Raw genomic sequence first — 15,321 nt, 5'->3', positions numbered from 1 at the left:
CCCGTTCCAGGCGGTGGAACCGGGCGCCGGCGCCCACGCTCAGCCCTGGCGGGCGGCGTTGGCCTGGACGGCGGCGCTCACGTACCGCGCCAGACCGGGTGCACGCTGCTCGTAGTGGGCGGTGAACCGCTCGTCGTCGACGTACATCCGGCCCAGGCCGGCGTGCATCTCGGGCGGGCAGTCGTAGAAGTTCCGGCTGATCTGCTGCCGGTGCTCCTCCGCGAGGTCCATCGCCCGCTCCGAGCCGGCCGCGGCGCCGGCGGCCAGCGCCTCGGCGAACCGGCGCTCCACGTCGTCGCCCTCGGCCTTGACCCGCAGCCAGTCCTCCTTCGAGTACGCCGCGGTCCTGCGCTTCGACTCCGCGTAGGCGTCCGTCTCGCCCCAGCGCTCCTGGACCTCGGCCTCGTACTGCTCCGGGTCGTGCTCGCCGAACACCTCGAACCTCTCCTCCGGGGTCAGAGCGATTCCCATGGCTCTCGCCTCCATCTCCTTCTCGACGGCCGCGACCATCGCCTGCGTCCGCTCCAGCCGGTCCCGCAGCAGCCGGTGCTGGCGGCGCAGGTGCGCCGCGGGGTCGGCGGACGGGTCGTCCAGCAGGGTCGCGACCTCCTCGAGGGGGAACCCGAGCTCGCGGTAGAGCAGCACCTGGTGCAGCCGGTCCAGGTCGGCCGGTGCGTACTGCCGGTAGCCGGCCGCCGTCCGCCCGGACGGCGAGAGCAGGCCGATCCGGTCGTAGTGGTGCAGCGTGCGCACCGTGACGCCGGCCATCGCGGCGACCTCGCCCACGTTCATCGGGTCCCTCCTCCTCTGACGACGACGAGCGTGCGGCCTGACGTCGCGTCAGGGTCAAGCAGCGTTTCCGCACCGCCTAGGGTCGACCCGGTGAGCGGGGGAGCGGACGGCTGGGGCGCGACGCTGCACGAGGCCGTGCTCGACGCCACCGCGGTGACCACCGGCACCCGCCTGCTCGACCTGGGCTGCGGCGCGGGCGGTCTCGCCCGGCGTGCGACCGACCGCGGCGCCCGGGTGACCGGCGTCGACACCGATCCGGACGCCGTCGCGCAGGCGGCCGCAGCCGTGCCCGGCGGGACCTTCCTCGTGCGGCACGCGCAGGACCCGCCGCCCGGGCGGTTCGACGTCGTCGCCGCCGTCCAGGTGCTGATGCACGTCGCCGACCCGGTCGCGGTGCTGCACCGGGCCGGTCGGGCCGGTGGGGTCGTCGCCGCGACGGTGTGGGGCCGGGACCGGGAGTGCGACCTGCGCGTGCTGCAGGAGGCGCTGGCCCCGCGCCGGCCCGGCCGGGCGCCCGCGGTCAGCGAGCCCGCCCGGCTGCGGGCGATGGCGGAGCGGGCGGGGCTGGTGGTCGAGCGGCTCGACGAGGTGGTCGTGCCTTTCGACTACGCCGACGCCGACGAGCTGCTCGGGCCGCTCATGGCCACGCCGGTCGCCCGCTCGGCGGTACGGCGGGCCGAGCCCGAGGCCCTGCGGGACACTGTGCTCGAGCACCTGGCGCCCTACCGCACGGCCGACGGCGGCTACCGGCTGCGCAACCTCTTCCGGGTGCTCGTCGCGCGGCCGGCCTGAGGACGGCGACCGGCGGGAATCCCCGGGCGGTGTGAGGATCGGGACATGGCCGACGACGTCTCGCCCGAGGACCCGTTCCCCCGCACGAGGATCACCGTCAAGGACGCCGAGATGGCGTACGTCGACGTCGGCACGGGGGAGTCGATCGTCTTCCTGCACGGCAACCCGACGTCGTCCTACCTCTGGCGCAACGTGGTCCCGCACGTGCAGCACCTCGGCCGCTGCATCGTCCCCGACCTCATCGGCATGGGGGAGTCGGACAAGCTGCCCGACGCCGGTCCCGGCACCTACTCCTTCGCCACGCACGCCGGCTACCTGGAGGAGTTCCTCGACCGCACCTTCGTCGGCGACCGCGTCACGCTGGTCCTGCACGACTGGGGCTCGGGCCTGGGCTTCGACTGGGCCGAACGCCATCAGGACCGGGTCCGGGGCATCGCGTTCACCGAGGCGATCGTCGCGCCGGTCACCTGGGACGACTGGCCGGCCGACGCCCGCAACATCTTCCAGCTGATGCGCGGCTCGGACGGGGAGGCGGCGGTGCTGGACAAGAACGTCTTCGTCGAGCGGATCCTGCCGGCGTCGGTGGCCCGCGGGCTCACCCCCGGGGCGCACGACCGCTACCGCGCCCCGTTCGCCCGGCGCGAGGACCGCTGGCCGACGCTCGAGTGGCCCCGCCAGCTGCCGATCGAGGGCGAGCCCGCGGCGGTCGTCGAGGTGGTGGAGCGCTACGGGGCGTGGCTGGCCGGCAGCGACGTCCCCAAGCTCTTCATCGACGCCGACCCGGGCTCGATCCTGGTCGGCCGGCAGCGGGACCTCGTGCGCAGCTGGCCGGCGCTCACCGAGGTCACCGTGGCCGGCAGCCACTTCGTCCCGGAGGACTCACCGCACGAGATCGGCCGCGCGGTGGCCGACTGGATCTCCGGCCTGGACTGAACGCCCAGCTCAGGCGAGGGCGCGGACCGTCTCCACGAGCGCCACGACGGCGAAGAGGAGGAACAGGCCGGCGGCGACCCGGCGGATGAGCGCGATCGGCAGCCGGTCTGCCAGCTTCTTGCCCAGGAACACCGCGAGGCCGGAAACGACGAGCAGGGCGGCCCAGGAGCCGACGAAGACCGACACCGGCGCGTCGTAGCGGGCGGCCAGGCCGGCGGTGGCGAGCTGGGAGAGGTCGCCCCACTCGGCGGCGAACAGCACGCCGAAGGAGATGGCCGCCGCCCGCAGGAACGACGTCTGCTCGCGGGCGTCGGCGGCCTCGCCGGTGTCCTCCGCGCCCGCCGTTGCGCTGCGCCAGAGGATGACCGCGCCCACGAGGAACAGCAGCGCGACGACGCCGGTGACCAGCGCCTGGGGCAGCAGCGACAGCAGCGAGCCCGCGGTGACCGCGATCGCGACCTGCAGGCCGAAGGCGGTGCCGACGCCGACGAACACCGGCAGCGGCGGGAAGCGGGTGGCCAGCACCAGGCTGGCGAACAGCGTCTTGTCGGGCAGCTCGACGGGCAGCACCAGGACGAACGCGGCCAGCACGACCGACCAGACCACGGTGGACCCTCCTCGCACGGCACTGCCGGGCGGGGCTCGGGCAGGCGACCTTCTCGGCGGTCCACGGTAGCGGTCGCCGGTCGGGCGGCCGGGTCAGGGAGCGGGGACGCCGGGGTCGGCGACGGTCCGGGGCGCCGGGACGCGGGCGCCCCGGCGGGCGGCCTTCACCCGGTACATGGCGGCGTCGGAGGCCGCCAGCGCGGAGTCGGGCGTCTCCCCGGGCCCGCACAGCGCCACCCCGATGCTGATGCCGACGGCGTGCTCGTCGCCGTTGGCGCGGCGCAGCGGCGCGTCGAAGGCGGCGGTGATCCGGTCGGCGATGACCTGGGCGGCCCGCTCGGAGCCGGCCTCCGGGCAGAGGACGACGAACTCGTCGCCGCCGATCCGCGCGACCGTGTCGCCGGGGCGGATCGCGGCGGTCAGCCGGCGGGCTGCCTCCACGAGCACCTCGTCGCCGGCGGCGTGCCCGGCGGTGTCGTTGACCGGTTTGAACCCGTCGAGGTCGCAGTAGAGCACCGCCATCGGCCGGCGGGCCCGCTCGGCGGCGGCGAGGGTCTGGTCGAGCCGGTCGAGGAGGAGGTTGCGGTTGGGCAGGCCGGTGAGGGGGTCGTGCAGCGCGGCGTCCCGCAGCGCGGCCTCGAGAGCCCGCTGCTCGGTGACGTCGGAGAGAGTGATCACCGCGCCGAGCAGAGCACCGTCGGCGTCGTGCACCTGCACGCCCGAATTGGAGACGTGGCGGAACGGCTCGCCGGGCACCGCGATGCCCGTCTCGACGTCGTCGACCCGGCCCTCGGCGTAGACCCGGCGGAGCGGTACCTGCTCCGCCGGGAGCGGTGCCCCGTCGGCGTCGGTGAGCCGGAAGGCGCCCGGGACGTCCTCCGGGTCCACGCCCGGGTCGGCGTCCACGCCGTGCCAGCGGCGACTGGCGGCGTTGAAGAGCACGACGCGGCCCTCGGCGTCGCCGCCCACCACGCCGACGGGAAGCACCTCGAGCAGCGCGTGCGTGAAGGCGGTGGACCGGGCCAGCTCCTGGTGGGCGCGTGCGGTCTCGGCGCGGGCGAGCTGGCTTGCCGCGGCCAGGTCGGCGAGCTGGCGGGCCTGCTGCCCGGCCCGGACGAGCGAGGCGACGGCGGTCGCGACGTCGGCCAGCCGCTCGCGCTCGGTGCCTGTGAAGGCGTGCGGCACCACGTCGAACACGCAGACCGCCGCCACCGTGCGGCCGTCGACGACCACCGGGACGGTGCCGAAGGAGCGCATCCGTGCGCGGCGCCCGTCCAGCCACGGGCTGCCGGCGAACGCCGGCTCGAGCGCCAGGTCGTCGCAGGTCTGTACCCCCGGTCCGCGCTCGAGCACGGTCGCAACCATGGAGCCCTCGCGCGGCCACGGGACGCCGCGGAAGCCGTGCGCCGCCATGACGTGCATGACGGCGGTGTCCATGGTGATCACCGAGGCGTAGGGCGTCCCGGTGACCGCGGCGGCCACCCGCACCAGGCCCTGGAGCGCGGGGTCGGCGTCCATGACGGGCAGCTCGGGCTCCGGCTCGTAGGCATTCGGATGCGCGGGCACCGGCGCGTGCCCGGCCGTGCTCGTCATCTCGTGTCCCTCCGCGGGCGGAACCGGCGCATCCGGCCCGTCCAGTTTCGCAACGGCGCGCCAGGTTCGGCGGTTGAGCCCCGGCGTGTCACTTCCCCCGCACGGGTCACCCGCGGGCCGCTGGTTTCCCGTGGAACCACGGTGCGCGGGCGCCGCGTCCGGTCTACCGTCCCGGTCATGCGCCGACATTGATCCGCACCGCCCCCGCTGCCCCCGGCGGCCAGGCCGCTCGCCCGGCTGGCCATCGGCTGGGCCGCGCTCTCCGAGTGGGTGCCGCTGTACCCGCTGTACGCCCTGCTGTTCCTCGACGCCGGGGTGTCCGCCGGCGAGCTGTCGCTGCTGTTCGGCCTCTGGTCGGTCACCGGTCTGGTGGCGGAGGTGCCGGCGGGGCTGCTCGCCGACCGGTGGTCGCGCCGGGGGGTGCTGTTCCTCGCCGGGGTGCTGCAGGCCGCGGCCTTCGTCGTTTGGACCGTGGCCCCCTCGACCGGCGCCTTCGCGCTCGGCTTCGTGCTGTGGGGCCTGGCCGGCGCCGGCACGTCGGGCACCGCGGAGGCCGTCGTGCACGACGGCCTGGCCGAGGTCGGGGCGGCGGGCTGCTTCGCCCGGGTGAACGCCGCCATGACCGCCGCCGAACTGCTCGTGCAGGTGCCGACGGCGCTCGCGGCGACCGCGCTCCACGCCCTCGGCGGCTTCGCGCTGGTGGGGTGGGTCAGCGCCGCCCTCTGCCTGGCCGCCGCCGGGCTGGCGCTGCGGTTCCCCGGGGCCACGGTCGACGGTGGGGACGACGACGACCCGTCCCCGGGCCCGGGCGCCGCGCTGCGCCGTCCCGCGCTGCTGGCCGCCGTCGTGGCCGTCGCGCTGGTCGGCGGGCTGGACGGGATGGAGGAGTACTTCCCGGTGCTGGTGGCCGAGCGCGGTGTGCCCGCTCTCGCGGTGCCCACCGCGGTGCTGGTCGTCTCGCTCGCCGGGGCCGCCGGCGCCGCGCTGGGCGGCCGGCTGGTGCGGCCCCCGGGCCGGCTCCTGGGTGCGCTGCTCGTGGCCGCGGGCGCGGGGCTGCTGCTCGCCGCGGCGACCGCCGGCCTGCTGGTGGTCGCCGCGCTCGGGGTGGCCTACGGCGTGTACCTGGCGGTGCTGGTGGCCGCGGAGGCCGAGCTGCAGCGGCGGATCAGCGGCCCGTACCGCGCCACGATCACCTCGGTGGCCGGGGTCGGGGTGGAGCTGTCGTCACTGCTGGTCTTCGCGGCATGGGCCTGCGGCGGCAGCGGGGCGGTCGCGCTGCTCGTGCTCGCCGTCGTCCCCGCCGTGGCCGTCGGGCTGCGTCGCCGGTGCTGATCCGGCCAGCGGCAGCGACAGCCGCGGCAGCAGCACCTGCACCAGCGGGCCGATGGCCAGCGCGTAGACCACGGTGCCGACGCCCAGGGTGCCACCGAGCAGCCATCCCGTCGCGACGACGCCGATCTCCACCGAGGTCCGCACCAGCCGCACCGACCGCCCGGTGCGCAGCACCAGGCCGGTCATCAGGCCGTCGCGCGGCCCGGGGCCGAGGTGGACGCCGATGTAGGCGGCCGTGGCGACGGCGTTGAGCAGGACGCCGGCGACCAGGAACCCCGCCCGTGCCGCCGGCGCCGTCGGTGCGGGCAGGATGGCGAGCGTGGCATCCACGGCGAGGCCGATGACGACGACGTTGCTGACCGTGCCCAGCCCGGGGCGTTGCCGCAGCGGGATCCACGCCAGCAGCACCAGCGCCCCCACCGCGATGGTGACCGTGCCCAGCGACCACCCGAGCCGGCCCGCCAGCCCCTGGTGGAGCACGTCCCAGGGCATCACGCCGAGCGCGGAGCGGACCAGCAGCGCCATCGAGGCGCCGTACAGCGCCAGCCCCGCATAGAGCTGGAGCAGCCGCCGCGCGGTGCCGCCGACGGTGGCAGGGGCGCCGGCGAGCAGGAAGCGGTCGATCACCGGGTGATCCTCACCCGGACGCGGCCGGCCGTCTGCAGGCCAATCGCGCAGGTGGCCTGGTGCCGTGGCCGGCCCTGTCGGTGGGCGTCAGCCCCAGAGCGGTGGGATCTCGGCCCGCGGCCCCACCGGGTGGGCCGCCTCCGCGGCGGCCGTGGCCGCGCGCAGCACCTCCTTGACCGGCAGGTCCCGGTCGCGGGCCAGGGCGGCGACGTCCTCGTACTCGACGCTCACGTTCACCACCCGCCCGACGGCGACGGCGAGCTTCACGCCGACCGGGGCGCCGAGCACCTCCACCGTGGCGTGCGCCCGCTCCAGGGCGACCTTCCCGATCTCGACCACCCGCAACCCGATGGTCGACGTCGTCGCGAAGACGGCGGCCTGCACGGCGGGCACCACCTCGGGCCGGCAGAGCACCGAGAGGGTGTGCGCCGGGCGGCCCTTCTTCATCAGGATCGGGGTGAGCCAGGCGTCGGACGCACCCGCGGCGAGGAGGCCGTCGAGGACGCCCGGCCACAGCCGCGGGTCGAGGTCGTCGACGTTGGCCTCCAGCACGACCGGGCGGGCCGGCGCGGGCTCGGCGGCGTCGCCCAGCACCAGCCGGACGACGTTGGGCAGCTCCGCCGGGTCGCGGCCGCCGGCGCCCACGCCCACCCGCTGGACGCGGAGGGCGGGCAGCGTCGTCCACTCGTCCACCCGGGCGGCGAGCAGGGCGGCGCCGGTGGGCGTGCACATCTCCGCGGGTACCGCGCCGGCGTGCACCGGGACCCCGGTCAGCAGTTCCAGCACCGCCGGGCCCGGGATCGGGACGACGCCGTGCGCACCGCGGGCCGAGCCGCTGCCCAGCGCGACGGGAGAGGCGGTCAACCGGGACAGCGCCAGGTGCTCCAGGCAGGCGACCACGCCGACGACGTCGGCCAGGGCGTCCAGCGCGCCGACCTCGTGGAAGTGCACCTCCGCCGGCTCGACGCGGTGCACCCGGCCCTCCGCGACGGCCAGCCGTTCGAACACGGCGAGCGCGCCGTCGCGCACCCGTGGCGGCAGCGCCGAGGAGTGCAGCAGCGCGCGGACGTCGGCCCAGGTGCGCAGGACGTCCGACGGCGGGGCGTGCACGTGCACGCGGGTGGCACCGAGGCCGTGGCGGGTCACCTGCTCGGTGGTGAGCCGCACCGGCTCGACCGGCAGCGCGGCCACCGCCCTCGCCGGCACGTCCAGCGGCACCCCGGCGTCGACCAGGGCGCCCAGCAGCATGTCGCCCGACGCCCCGGCCGCCAGATCCAGCCACCCGGTGGTCATGGCGACGTCCGTGCGCTCCTCCGGGCGACGCGGGCGGCGAAGATGCCGGCGGAGCAGCCGTCGTCGACCGCGGTGACGACGACGCCGGAGCCGGCCGGGTGCAGCATCGACACCAGCGCCCCCAGGCCACCCAGCCCGCCGGGGTGCGCGGCCGACGTCGGCACCGCGACCACCGGCATGTCGGTGCGCGCGGCGATCCCGGATGCCTGCGCGGCGTCGGCGCCCGCGACGACCACCAGGCAGTCGGTGTCCTCCGGGAACGGGCCGTCGTCGACCAGGACGACCTCCGTGCCCGCGACCCGCGCCACGAAGGCGGCCTCGGCGGCGACGACGGCGTCGGCACCGTCGGCGCGCAGCACGGTGGTGCGGCCGGCCGGCCCGGGCAGCGGACCGACGGCGGCGGCCATCGCGGCGCCGTCCACCGTGGTGCCGGAGCCGTGCTCGGTGGCCAGCGCCACCAGCGTCTCGGGGGACGCGCGGACGACGAGCACCGCGCGGTCGGGGGTGTCGCGACGGGCCTGGCCGACCAGGGCGAGCACCTGCGCGGTGCTGCGGCCCGCGGCCCGGACCACCGCCGGGCCGACCTCCCCGGCGGGGCGGCGCGCGGTCGCGTCGGACGCGAGCAGCGGCTCGCCGGGACGGGCGCGGCCCAGCGGGGGGTGGGGGTCGCCCAGCAGCGCGGCGAAGCCGGCGGCCTCCTCGCGGACGGCGGCGGCGGCGCGGACGGCGTCGTCGGCCGGGGCCTCCGGTGCAGGGGTCTCGGGGGCGGGGGTCTCGGGGGCGGGTGCCGGGGCGGCGCCGTCGGCGGCCCGGGTCTGGGTGAGCGCGGAGAGCCGCACCACGCGGTCGCGGCCGCTGCGCTTGGCGTCGTAGAGCACCCCGTCGGCCGCGGCGAACAGGGTCTTCGGGTCGTCGCCCCGGGTGGCCGAGGCGATGCCGGCGCTGATGGTCACCGGGACGTCGAGGCCGAGGTCCACCCACGGGTAGCGGGCGACCGAGGCTCGGATGCGCTCCAGCGCCCGCTCGGCCTGCTCCGCGGTGGTCTCGGGCAGCAGGATGACGAACTCGTCGCCGGCCCAGCGGCACACCTCGTCGGTGTCGCGCACGCCGGCGACCAGCAGTTCGCCGATGGTGCGCAGCACGGCGTCCCCGGCGGGGTGCCCGGCGGTGTCGTTGATCGTCTTGAAGTTGTCGACGTCGACCACGGCCAGCGCCGGCACGTCGCCGGCGGCCAGCAGCCCGTCGAGGCGAGCCTCGGCGTAGCGCCGGTTGGGCAGGTGGGTGAGCGGGTCCTCGTAGGCCTGCCGGCGCAGCTGCCCGGCGGCGCGCTCGGTCTCCAGCAGACTCTTGCGCCGGCCGAACAGCTCCACCCAGCGGGTGCGCCGCTCGTCGACGCGGTCCAGCTCGTCGGCGAGGTAGGCCTGCAGGTAGGGGAGCGCGCGGCCGGCGTCGTCGAGGTCGGCGTGCAGGGTGCACAGCTCGCGCAGCGCGGCGCGACGCACCCGGGGCAGGCCGTGGTCGGTGGCCAGGGTGAGCGCGGCGACCAGGTGCTCGTCGGCGGTCCGCCCGTCGCCCTGCCGGCGCAGCGCCCGGCCCAGGGCCAGCTGGGCCGAGGCCAGGCGGTCGCGGTCGGCGGTGGCGGTCGACAGCCGGACGGCGGCGCGCAGCGGCCCGACCGCCGCCGCCTGCTCGCCCATGCCGACCAGGGCCCACCCGTGCACGATCTGGGCCGGCACGACGCCGGACGACTCCGGCGGCAGCTGCACCAGCGCCTGCTCGGCCAGCGCGCGCGCCTCGGCGAAGTAGGGCGCGGCGGACTCGGGGGCGCCGTCGTCGAGCAGGCCCTCGCCGAGCTCGGCGCACAGCTCCCCGAGCCGGGTGGCGGCCACGGCGACGAGCACGTCGGGGTCGCTCTCCGCAGCGGCGTCGGTGGCGACCGCCTGCGCGGCCTCCAGCGCGCGCCGCTGGTAGTCCAGCGCCAGCGGCATCAGCTCCAGGTCGGCGAGCACCCCGGCCAGCGTGCCGAGGGTGTCGACCAGCAGCGGGCTCGGGGTCAGCCCCGGGTCGAGCAGGCTCGCGGCCTCCACGGCCTCGTCCATCGCGGCGTCGATGCGCCGCGAGAGCAGCTCGATGCGGGCGTGCCGGGCCAGGCCGGCGGCCCGCTGCAGGGCGTCGTCGGAGGCGTCGAACGCGGCCTTCGCCGAGCGCACCAGCGCGATGGCCAGCGCCGCACGGGAGGCCTGCTCCGAGCGCGGGTCGGCGTCCGGGCCGTCGGGGGAGCCCTCGGTGGCGCCGTCGATCAGCCCGGCGACACCGGCGTGCAGGTCGAGGGCCGGCTCGGCGGGGGAGACGGGGTCGCCGACGAGCGTGAACCCGGCGACGCGCAGCCGGCGCACCAGCAGCTCGGCGCGCAGGGTGTCGGCCCAGGCGCGGCCCAGCGACACGGGGGTGCCCTCGGGCGCGTCGGCGGCCGGGGTGGCGGCGACGTAGGGCGACGGGTCCCGCTCGACCCCGGCGAGCAGCTGCTCGGCGTCGTCGAGCTGCCAGTTGCTGAGGGCGGCGGTCACCCGGTGGTGCAGGGCTCCCGGTGGCACGAGCGCACTGTGCATGTCGTCACCGACAGTGTCGAGGACGTCACGGGAAACGCGCCGTCCGCCGTCCGCCGCGTCCCTCCCGCCCCACGCGTGCAGGGTGGTCACGCGCCCGCCCCGCGGTCGGCCGGCGCATCGGTGGGCCCGTGCGCGCGCACCCGGTTGCGGCCCAGGCGCTTGGCGGAGAAGAGGTGCAGGTCGGCGGTGTCGAACAGCGAACGCCAGCCGGCGACCGGGCTCGGCCGGCCCTCGGTCGCCGCCGGCGCCGTCGCCACGCCGATGCTGACCGTCACCGGCGCCGAGAGCTGCAGGTCCCCCCAGTCGGCCTCGGCGACGGCCGACCGCAGCCGCTCCATGACCACCACCGCCTGCCCCTCGGTGGCCGTGGGCAGCACCACGAGGAACTCGTCACCGGCCCAGCGGTAGACCTCGTCGCCGGTGCGGCTGTGCTCGCGCAGCAGGTCGGCGACCCGGCGCAGCACGGCGTCGCCGTGGGTGTGCGAGGTGTCGTCGTTGACCTCCTTGAACCGGTCGACGTCGACGACGGCCAGCGACAGCGGCTCCTCGCCCAGCCGGATCGCACCCAGCCGGCGCTCGGCGCTGCGCCGGTTGCCCAGCCCGGTCAGCGGGTCCTCCAGCGCGTGCCGGCGCAGCACCGCCTCCTGCCGCTCGGCCTCGCGCAGCCGGCTGCGGCGGACGAACATCTCCGCCCACAGCTCACGGCTGCGGGCGTGCGCCCGGCCGGTGTCGGCGCGGTAGGCCTCCAGCCAGTGCAGCGCCTCGGCGGGCCGGCCCAGGTCGGCGTTGCCCTGCCCCAGCTCCAGCAGGCTCTGCCGGTAGCGGCGGCGGTCACCGGCGGCGGCGAACGCCCCCGACGCGTCGACCAGCAGGTCGATGGCCTCCTCGCCGGTGGCGGCGCGGCCGTCGCGGGCGGACAGCGCCGACAGCACCCGGGCCAGCGCGAGGTCGGTGTACCCGCGCAGCCAGAGCCCGCCGTCCCGCTGCAGCGCCCGACGCACCCGCCGCAGCGGGCCGACGGCGGCGTCCGGGTCACCGCTGCACATGAGCGCCCAGGCCTGCACGACGTCGAGCAGGTCGGCGTCGGCCTGCTCGGGCGACCAGTCCAGCGCGCGCGCCCCGGTGGCGCAGGTGATCGCCTCACCGGCCAGCTCGGCGGCGCGCTCGGCCTCCCCGCGGCGGCGCATCGTCTGGGCGAGCTCGACGTGCTGGCGGGCGGCCAGGAGCAGCAGCGACCCGCGGTCACCGACGTCGGGCAGCGCCGCGGCCACCTGGTGCCCGCGGACCGCGTGGTGGACGGCGAGCTCCTCCAGGTCGAGGCCCGAGAGCGTCATCGACAGCCAGCGGTGCGCCTGCAGCAGCGCGCGCGAGGGCGGCACCGACGGCCCGTCGGTGAGCAGGCTGGCGTCGACGGCGAGCAGCATCGCGGAGTCGAGGTGGTCGGCGGTCGTCTCGACGTGCGCCAGGTAGGCCAGGAGCAGCGCCGTCCCGGCCGACGTCGGGCAGGCGTCGAGCTGCTCGCGGGCCGCCGCGATCGCGGCCGCCGCGGCGGCGACGTCGCCGTCGACCAGGGCGCGTCGGGCGCCGAACGCGTGCCGCCAGGCCTGCCAGGACGGCCGGCCGGCGTCGGGGAAGGTGCCGGCCGCCTGGTCGACGAGGGCCAGGAAGGGGGCGTGGTCCTCACGGTCGCTGGCGTCGAGCAGCCGCCACAGGGCGCTCTGCAGGTCGCCGGGGGCGACGTGTGACGGTCCGGGGGTCACGCATCCCTCCCTCCGCGGTGGGGCCCCGGAGGGCCGGTGGTGCCGGTCGCCGGCACCCCTACCCGGGCCGGGCGACCGCGTCGTCCCGTGCGCACTACCCTCGTCGGATGCCCGGGATGCCACCCAGTCCGTCGTCGCCGCGGTTCGCCTACCTGGGGCCCGAGGGTACCTTCGCCGAAGCGGCCCTGAGCAGGGCGATCGCCACTGCCGGGGGACGGCGGGACCCCCAGCCGAGTGTCGCCGCGGCGCTGGCCGCCGTCCGTTCGGGGGACGCCGACGCCGCCCTCGTGCCGCTGGAGAACTCCGTCGAGGGCTCGGTGCCGGCCACCATGGACGGGCTGGCCGACGGCGATCCGCTGGTGATCACCCGCGAGGTCTACCTGGACGTGGCCTTCGTGCTCGCCGTCCGCCCCGGCACGGCGCCGGCCGCCGTCCGGTCGGTGGCCAGCCACCCGCACGCCCTCGCCCAGACGAGCGGGCGGCTGGCCGAGCTGCTGCCGGGGCTCAGCCCGCTGCCCTCCGCCTCGACGGCCGCGGCCGCCGCGGCGGTGGCCGCGGGGGAGGTGGACGCCGCCGTCTGCGCGGCGATCGCGGCCGAGCGGTACGGCCTCGACACGCTGGTCGACGACGTCGCCGACCACCCGGGCGCCGTGACCCGGTTCGTCCTCGTGAGCCGCCCCGGCCCGCTGCCCGCGCCCACGGGCAACGACAAGACGTCGCTGGTCGCGATCGTCGGCGACCGCACCGGCGCGCTGCTGGAGCTGCTGCGGGAGTTCGCCGTCCGCGGCATCTCCCTGACCCGCATCGAGTCCCGGCCGACCCGGGAGCGCCACTGGTTCTACTCCTTCTCCATGGACTGCGAGGGGCACGTCGCGGACTCCCGGGTGGGGGAGGCGCTGGCCGCGCTGCACCGGGTGTGCGACGACGTCCGCTTCCTCGGCTCCTACGCCCGCGCCGACGGGCGGGAGAACCGGGCGGTGCCGCCGGAGTCGTCCGACGAGGCGTTCGTCGAGGCGGGGCAGTGGCTGGCCGGGGTGCGCGCCGGCGAGATCTGAGCCGCGGCTCGCCGCTGCGCGCGGCCACGCAGGGGGTCCTCGCCGCTACGCTCCGGCGCCGTGACCGTCTGGATCCCGCCCGTCCCGCTGCCGTCGGCCGACCCGGCGGTGCGGCGTCGCGCCGCGATCGAGCTGGGCGTGCTGCAGGGGCTCTACGTGCTCTTCCTGCTCCCGTGGTTCATGGTGGCCATCGGCGGCGTCATGGCCGCGGGCAGCGCGGGCACCACGCTCGCGGCGCTGCTGATCTACGCCTGGTTCGGCTACCCGTTCGTGGCCGTGGGCACGATGGTCACCGCCTGGGTGCTCTTCGGCACCCGCCACGAGGCCGCGGCCCGCTGGGTGAACCGGGTGCCGCTGCTCTGGGTGGTCGTCGGCGGCGCCGTGCTCGCCTGGATCTTCACCGCCGGCTGATTCCCTATCGGGGATCGGCTGTCAAGAGGGGGTCGCGCTTGACGGTGCGGTGGGCGCTCTTCGACGATGAGGGGCGGGGAAGGTCGCCTCGTTCGTCGGCACCTCGAGTGCCTGACCTGACATGTCCCGTAGGGGCTTGCTGAGGGGCCTTCCCCGCCTTCTTGCGGCTGCGCCGGCGAGCGCGGACGTCGGTGGGGACGGTCCACTGTTCGGCGATGTTGGCCTTGGCCTGCTCTGGGGTGACTGGGGTGCCGTTGGTGTCGCAGACGACGTAGGGCATGCCGCGGTTCATCACCGCCCAGAAGCGTTCGGCGAGGTGGCCGGCGACCACGCAGAGAGCCTTGAGGTGCTCGGCGCCGCGTTCGACCATCTGCACGTAGTAGACGCGGGCCAGCTGGGGGTCCTGCTTGCGGGCGTGGTCGGCGGCGCGGATGAACGTGCTGCGCATCAGCGACGAGCCGGCCTTGGACATGGGTTGTCCCTTGCGGTCGGTGTCGCCGGTCTCGGAGGCCCGCGGGGCGAGCCCCAGGTAGGACTTGAAGTGCGGGCCGGAGGGGAACCGGCCGGGGCGGCCGATGCCGGCGGCCGCGACCGGCGCGCCGACCTCGGCCAGGCCGGGCAGCGAGCGGGCCAGCTGGCCTGGATCGGCCCACCGGTAGGCCTCCTCCCGGCTGGCGGCGTGGGCGCCGAGCTCGGCCTGGATCGCGCGCAGCAGCCGGACCTCGGTGGCGACCTCGGCGGCCAGATCAGCGAAGGCGAGCGCCGGGTGGTCCCCGTAGAGCTCGACGGCCGCGGCGGCAGCAGCGCGCCACGCTTCGGCGCGGTCGGCACCGAGGTGGTTCTTCGATGCCTTGGCGATCAGCGCGGTCAGTCGGGCCGGCCCAGCCTTGAGCAGCGCCCGCGGGTCGGCCCAGCGCTCGAGTACCGCCAGGTCGGCCTGGCCGAGGTCGCCGGTCAACGGCGAGCACGGCATCAGCTGGCGGACCAGGTCCTTGATCCGCACCTTGTGCTCGCTGGCGGCCCGGGTCAGCCGGTCAGCGGCACGAACCCGCCGATCCAGCGCCGCGGCCTCGGCACCGGGCAGCTCCAGCGGCTGCAGCCCGGCCGGGTCGATCAGCGGCAGCCGGGCCAGGGTGTCGGCGTCGATGCCGTTGCTCTTGGCGTGTCGAGACAGGAACCGACGCAGGTCGGCGGCCTTGGCACTGGACACCCGGAACACCAGATGGCCGCGGGTGGTGAAGAAGACCGCGACCGGCAACCACGCCGGCCCGGTCGGCTCGAACACCACCTCCAGGTGGGTTCCCGGCTCGGTGCCGGCCAGCGCCGCGGACTCGATCGCGGCCAGGCTGGCCACCGTTGGCTCACACCGGCGACGGCACACCTCCCGGCCGTCCTCGGCCAGCACCCGTACCGTGTGCGCGCTGGCGATCCCCAGGTCGATCCCGACCAGCCGTCGTTGCATCTGTTCCTCCTCGAGCCCACCGGACATTCCGCTCCGGCGGCCCGAGACGGGCGGCT

Annotated in this window: 13 protein-coding genes; 5 read left to right on the top strand and 8 right to left on the bottom strand. The window is 76.5% G+C overall.

Annotated elements, in window-relative coordinates; translation table 11 throughout:
• Positions 1 to 39: 39 nt before the first annotated feature.
• On the bottom strand, positions 40 to 792 hold the full coding sequence (locus QOZ88_RS19645) for a MerR family transcriptional regulator (RefSeq protein WP_306001394.1): 753 nt from the start codon (positions 790 to 792) through the stop codon (positions 40 to 42).
• 90 nt (positions 793 to 882) lie between these two features.
• Here QOZ88_RS19645 and QOZ88_RS19640 point away from each other — a divergent pair, with 90 nt between their 5' ends.
• Both QOZ88_RS19640 and QOZ88_RS19635 read left to right on the top strand, forming a co-directional pair.
• Positions 883 to 1,584, top strand: coding sequence for a class I SAM-dependent methyltransferase (locus QOZ88_RS19640; protein WP_306001393.1), 702 nt, complete (start codon positions 883 to 885; stop codon positions 1,582 to 1,584).
• Positions 1,585 to 1,629: 45 nt separating this feature from the next.
• Entirely contained in the window at positions 1,630 to 2,517 is an 888-nt protein-coding gene (locus tag QOZ88_RS19635; protein ID WP_306001392.1) for a haloalkane dehalogenase, read from the top strand.
• 9 nt (positions 2,518 to 2,526) lie between these two features.
• Here the strand turns inward: QOZ88_RS19635 and QOZ88_RS19630 are convergent, their stop codons facing one another.
• Entirely contained in the window at positions 2,527 to 3,123 is a 597-nt protein-coding gene (locus tag QOZ88_RS19630) for a TMEM165/GDT1 family protein (protein WP_306001391.1), read from the bottom strand.
• A 93-nt stretch (positions 3,124 to 3,216) separates the two neighbouring features.
• Positions 3,217 to 4,716, bottom strand: a complete 1,500-nt coding sequence (locus tag QOZ88_RS19625) for a sensor domain-containing diguanylate cyclase (protein ID WP_306001390.1) — start codon at positions 4,714 to 4,716, stop codon at positions 3,217 to 3,219.
• Positions 4,717 to 4,986: 270 nt separating this feature from the next.
• Here QOZ88_RS19625 and QOZ88_RS19620 point away from each other — a divergent pair, with 270 nt between their 5' ends.
• The gene (locus QOZ88_RS19620) at positions 4,987 to 6,048 is read left to right on the top strand and encodes an MFS transporter (RefSeq protein WP_306001389.1); all 1,062 of its coding nucleotides are present in this window, start codon (positions 4,987 to 4,989) and stop codon (positions 6,046 to 6,048) included.
• Here the strand turns inward: QOZ88_RS19620 and yczE are convergent.
• The 4 genes from yczE to QOZ88_RS19600 form a co-directional block, all read right to left on the bottom strand.
• Entirely contained in the window at positions 5,941 to 6,675 is a 735-nt protein-coding gene (gene yczE, locus QOZ88_RS19615) for a membrane protein YczE (RefSeq protein ID WP_306001388.1), read from the bottom strand. The two genes, QOZ88_RS19620 and yczE, sit on opposite strands and share 108 nt — an antisense overlap.
• A gap of 87 nt (positions 6,676 to 6,762) precedes the next feature.
• Entirely contained in the window at positions 6,763 to 7,968 is a 1,206-nt protein-coding gene (gene larC / locus QOZ88_RS19610; RefSeq protein ID WP_306001387.1) for a nickel pincer cofactor biosynthesis protein LarC, read from the bottom strand.
• Positions 7,965 to 10,562 carry a diguanylate cyclase domain-containing protein gene (locus QOZ88_RS19605; RefSeq protein ID WP_306001386.1) on the bottom strand — a complete coding sequence of 866 codons (2,598 nt, stop codon included), beginning with the start codon at positions 10,560 to 10,562 and terminating at the stop codon, positions 7,965 to 7,967. Before QOZ88_RS19605 ends, larC begins: the two co-directional genes overlap by 4 nt.
• A 101-nt stretch (positions 10,563 to 10,663) precedes the next feature.
• A complete protein-coding gene (locus QOZ88_RS19600; RefSeq protein ID WP_306001385.1) occupies positions 10,664 to 12,337 on the bottom strand; it encodes a GGDEF domain-containing protein in 1,674 nt (557 codons plus the stop codon).
• A gap of 107 nt (positions 12,338 to 12,444) precedes the next feature.
• Between QOZ88_RS19600 and pheA the strand changes: the two genes are divergently transcribed.
• Positions 12,445 to 13,392: a prephenate dehydratase gene (pheA, locus tag QOZ88_RS19595; protein ID WP_306001384.1), complete on the top strand. Its 948-nt coding sequence runs from the start codon at positions 12,445 to 12,447 to the stop codon at positions 13,390 to 13,392.
• A gap of 60 nt (positions 13,393 to 13,452) precedes the next feature.
• On the top strand, positions 13,453 to 13,803 hold the full coding sequence (locus tag QOZ88_RS19590; RefSeq protein WP_306001383.1) for a hypothetical protein: 351 nt from the start codon (positions 13,453 to 13,455) through the stop codon (positions 13,801 to 13,803).
• A gap of 4 nt (positions 13,804 to 13,807) precedes the next feature.
• Here the strand turns inward: QOZ88_RS19590 and QOZ88_RS19585 are convergent, their stop codons facing one another.
• Entirely contained in the window at positions 13,808 to 15,265 is a 1,458-nt protein-coding gene (locus QOZ88_RS19585; protein ID WP_305998273.1) for an IS110 family transposase, read from the bottom strand.
• Positions 15,266 to 15,321: the final 56 nt, after the last annotated feature.

The organism is Blastococcus carthaginiensis (assembly GCF_030731085.1).
Lineage (GTDB): Bacteria > Actinomycetota > Actinomycetes > Mycobacteriales > Geodermatophilaceae > Blastococcus > Blastococcus carthaginiensis.
This window is presented reverse-complemented; position numbering and strand designations above follow the sequence as displayed.

Coding starts and splice junctions, on each gene's coding strand:
- QOZ88_RS19645 (WP_306001394.1), bottom strand. CDS start 792: ATGAACGTGGGCGAGGTCGCCGCGATGGCCGGCGTCACGGTGCGCACG.
- QOZ88_RS19635 (WP_306001392.1), top strand. CDS start 1,630: ATGGCCGACGACGTCTCGCCCGAGGACCCGTTCCCCCGCACGAGGATC.
- QOZ88_RS19625 (WP_306001390.1), bottom strand. CDS start 4,716: ATGACGAGCACGGCCGGGCACGCGCCGGTGCCCGCGCATCCGAATGCC.
- larC (WP_306001387.1), bottom strand. CDS start 7,968: ATGACCACCGGGTGGCTGGATCTGGCGGCCGGGGCGTCGGGCGACATG.
- pheA (WP_306001384.1), top strand. CDS start 12,445: ATGCCCGGGATGCCACCCAGTCCGTCGTCGCCGCGGTTCGCCTACCTG.
- QOZ88_RS19585 (WP_305998273.1), bottom strand. CDS start 15,265: ATGCAACGACGGCTGGTCGGGATCGACCTGGGGATCGCCAGCGCGCAC.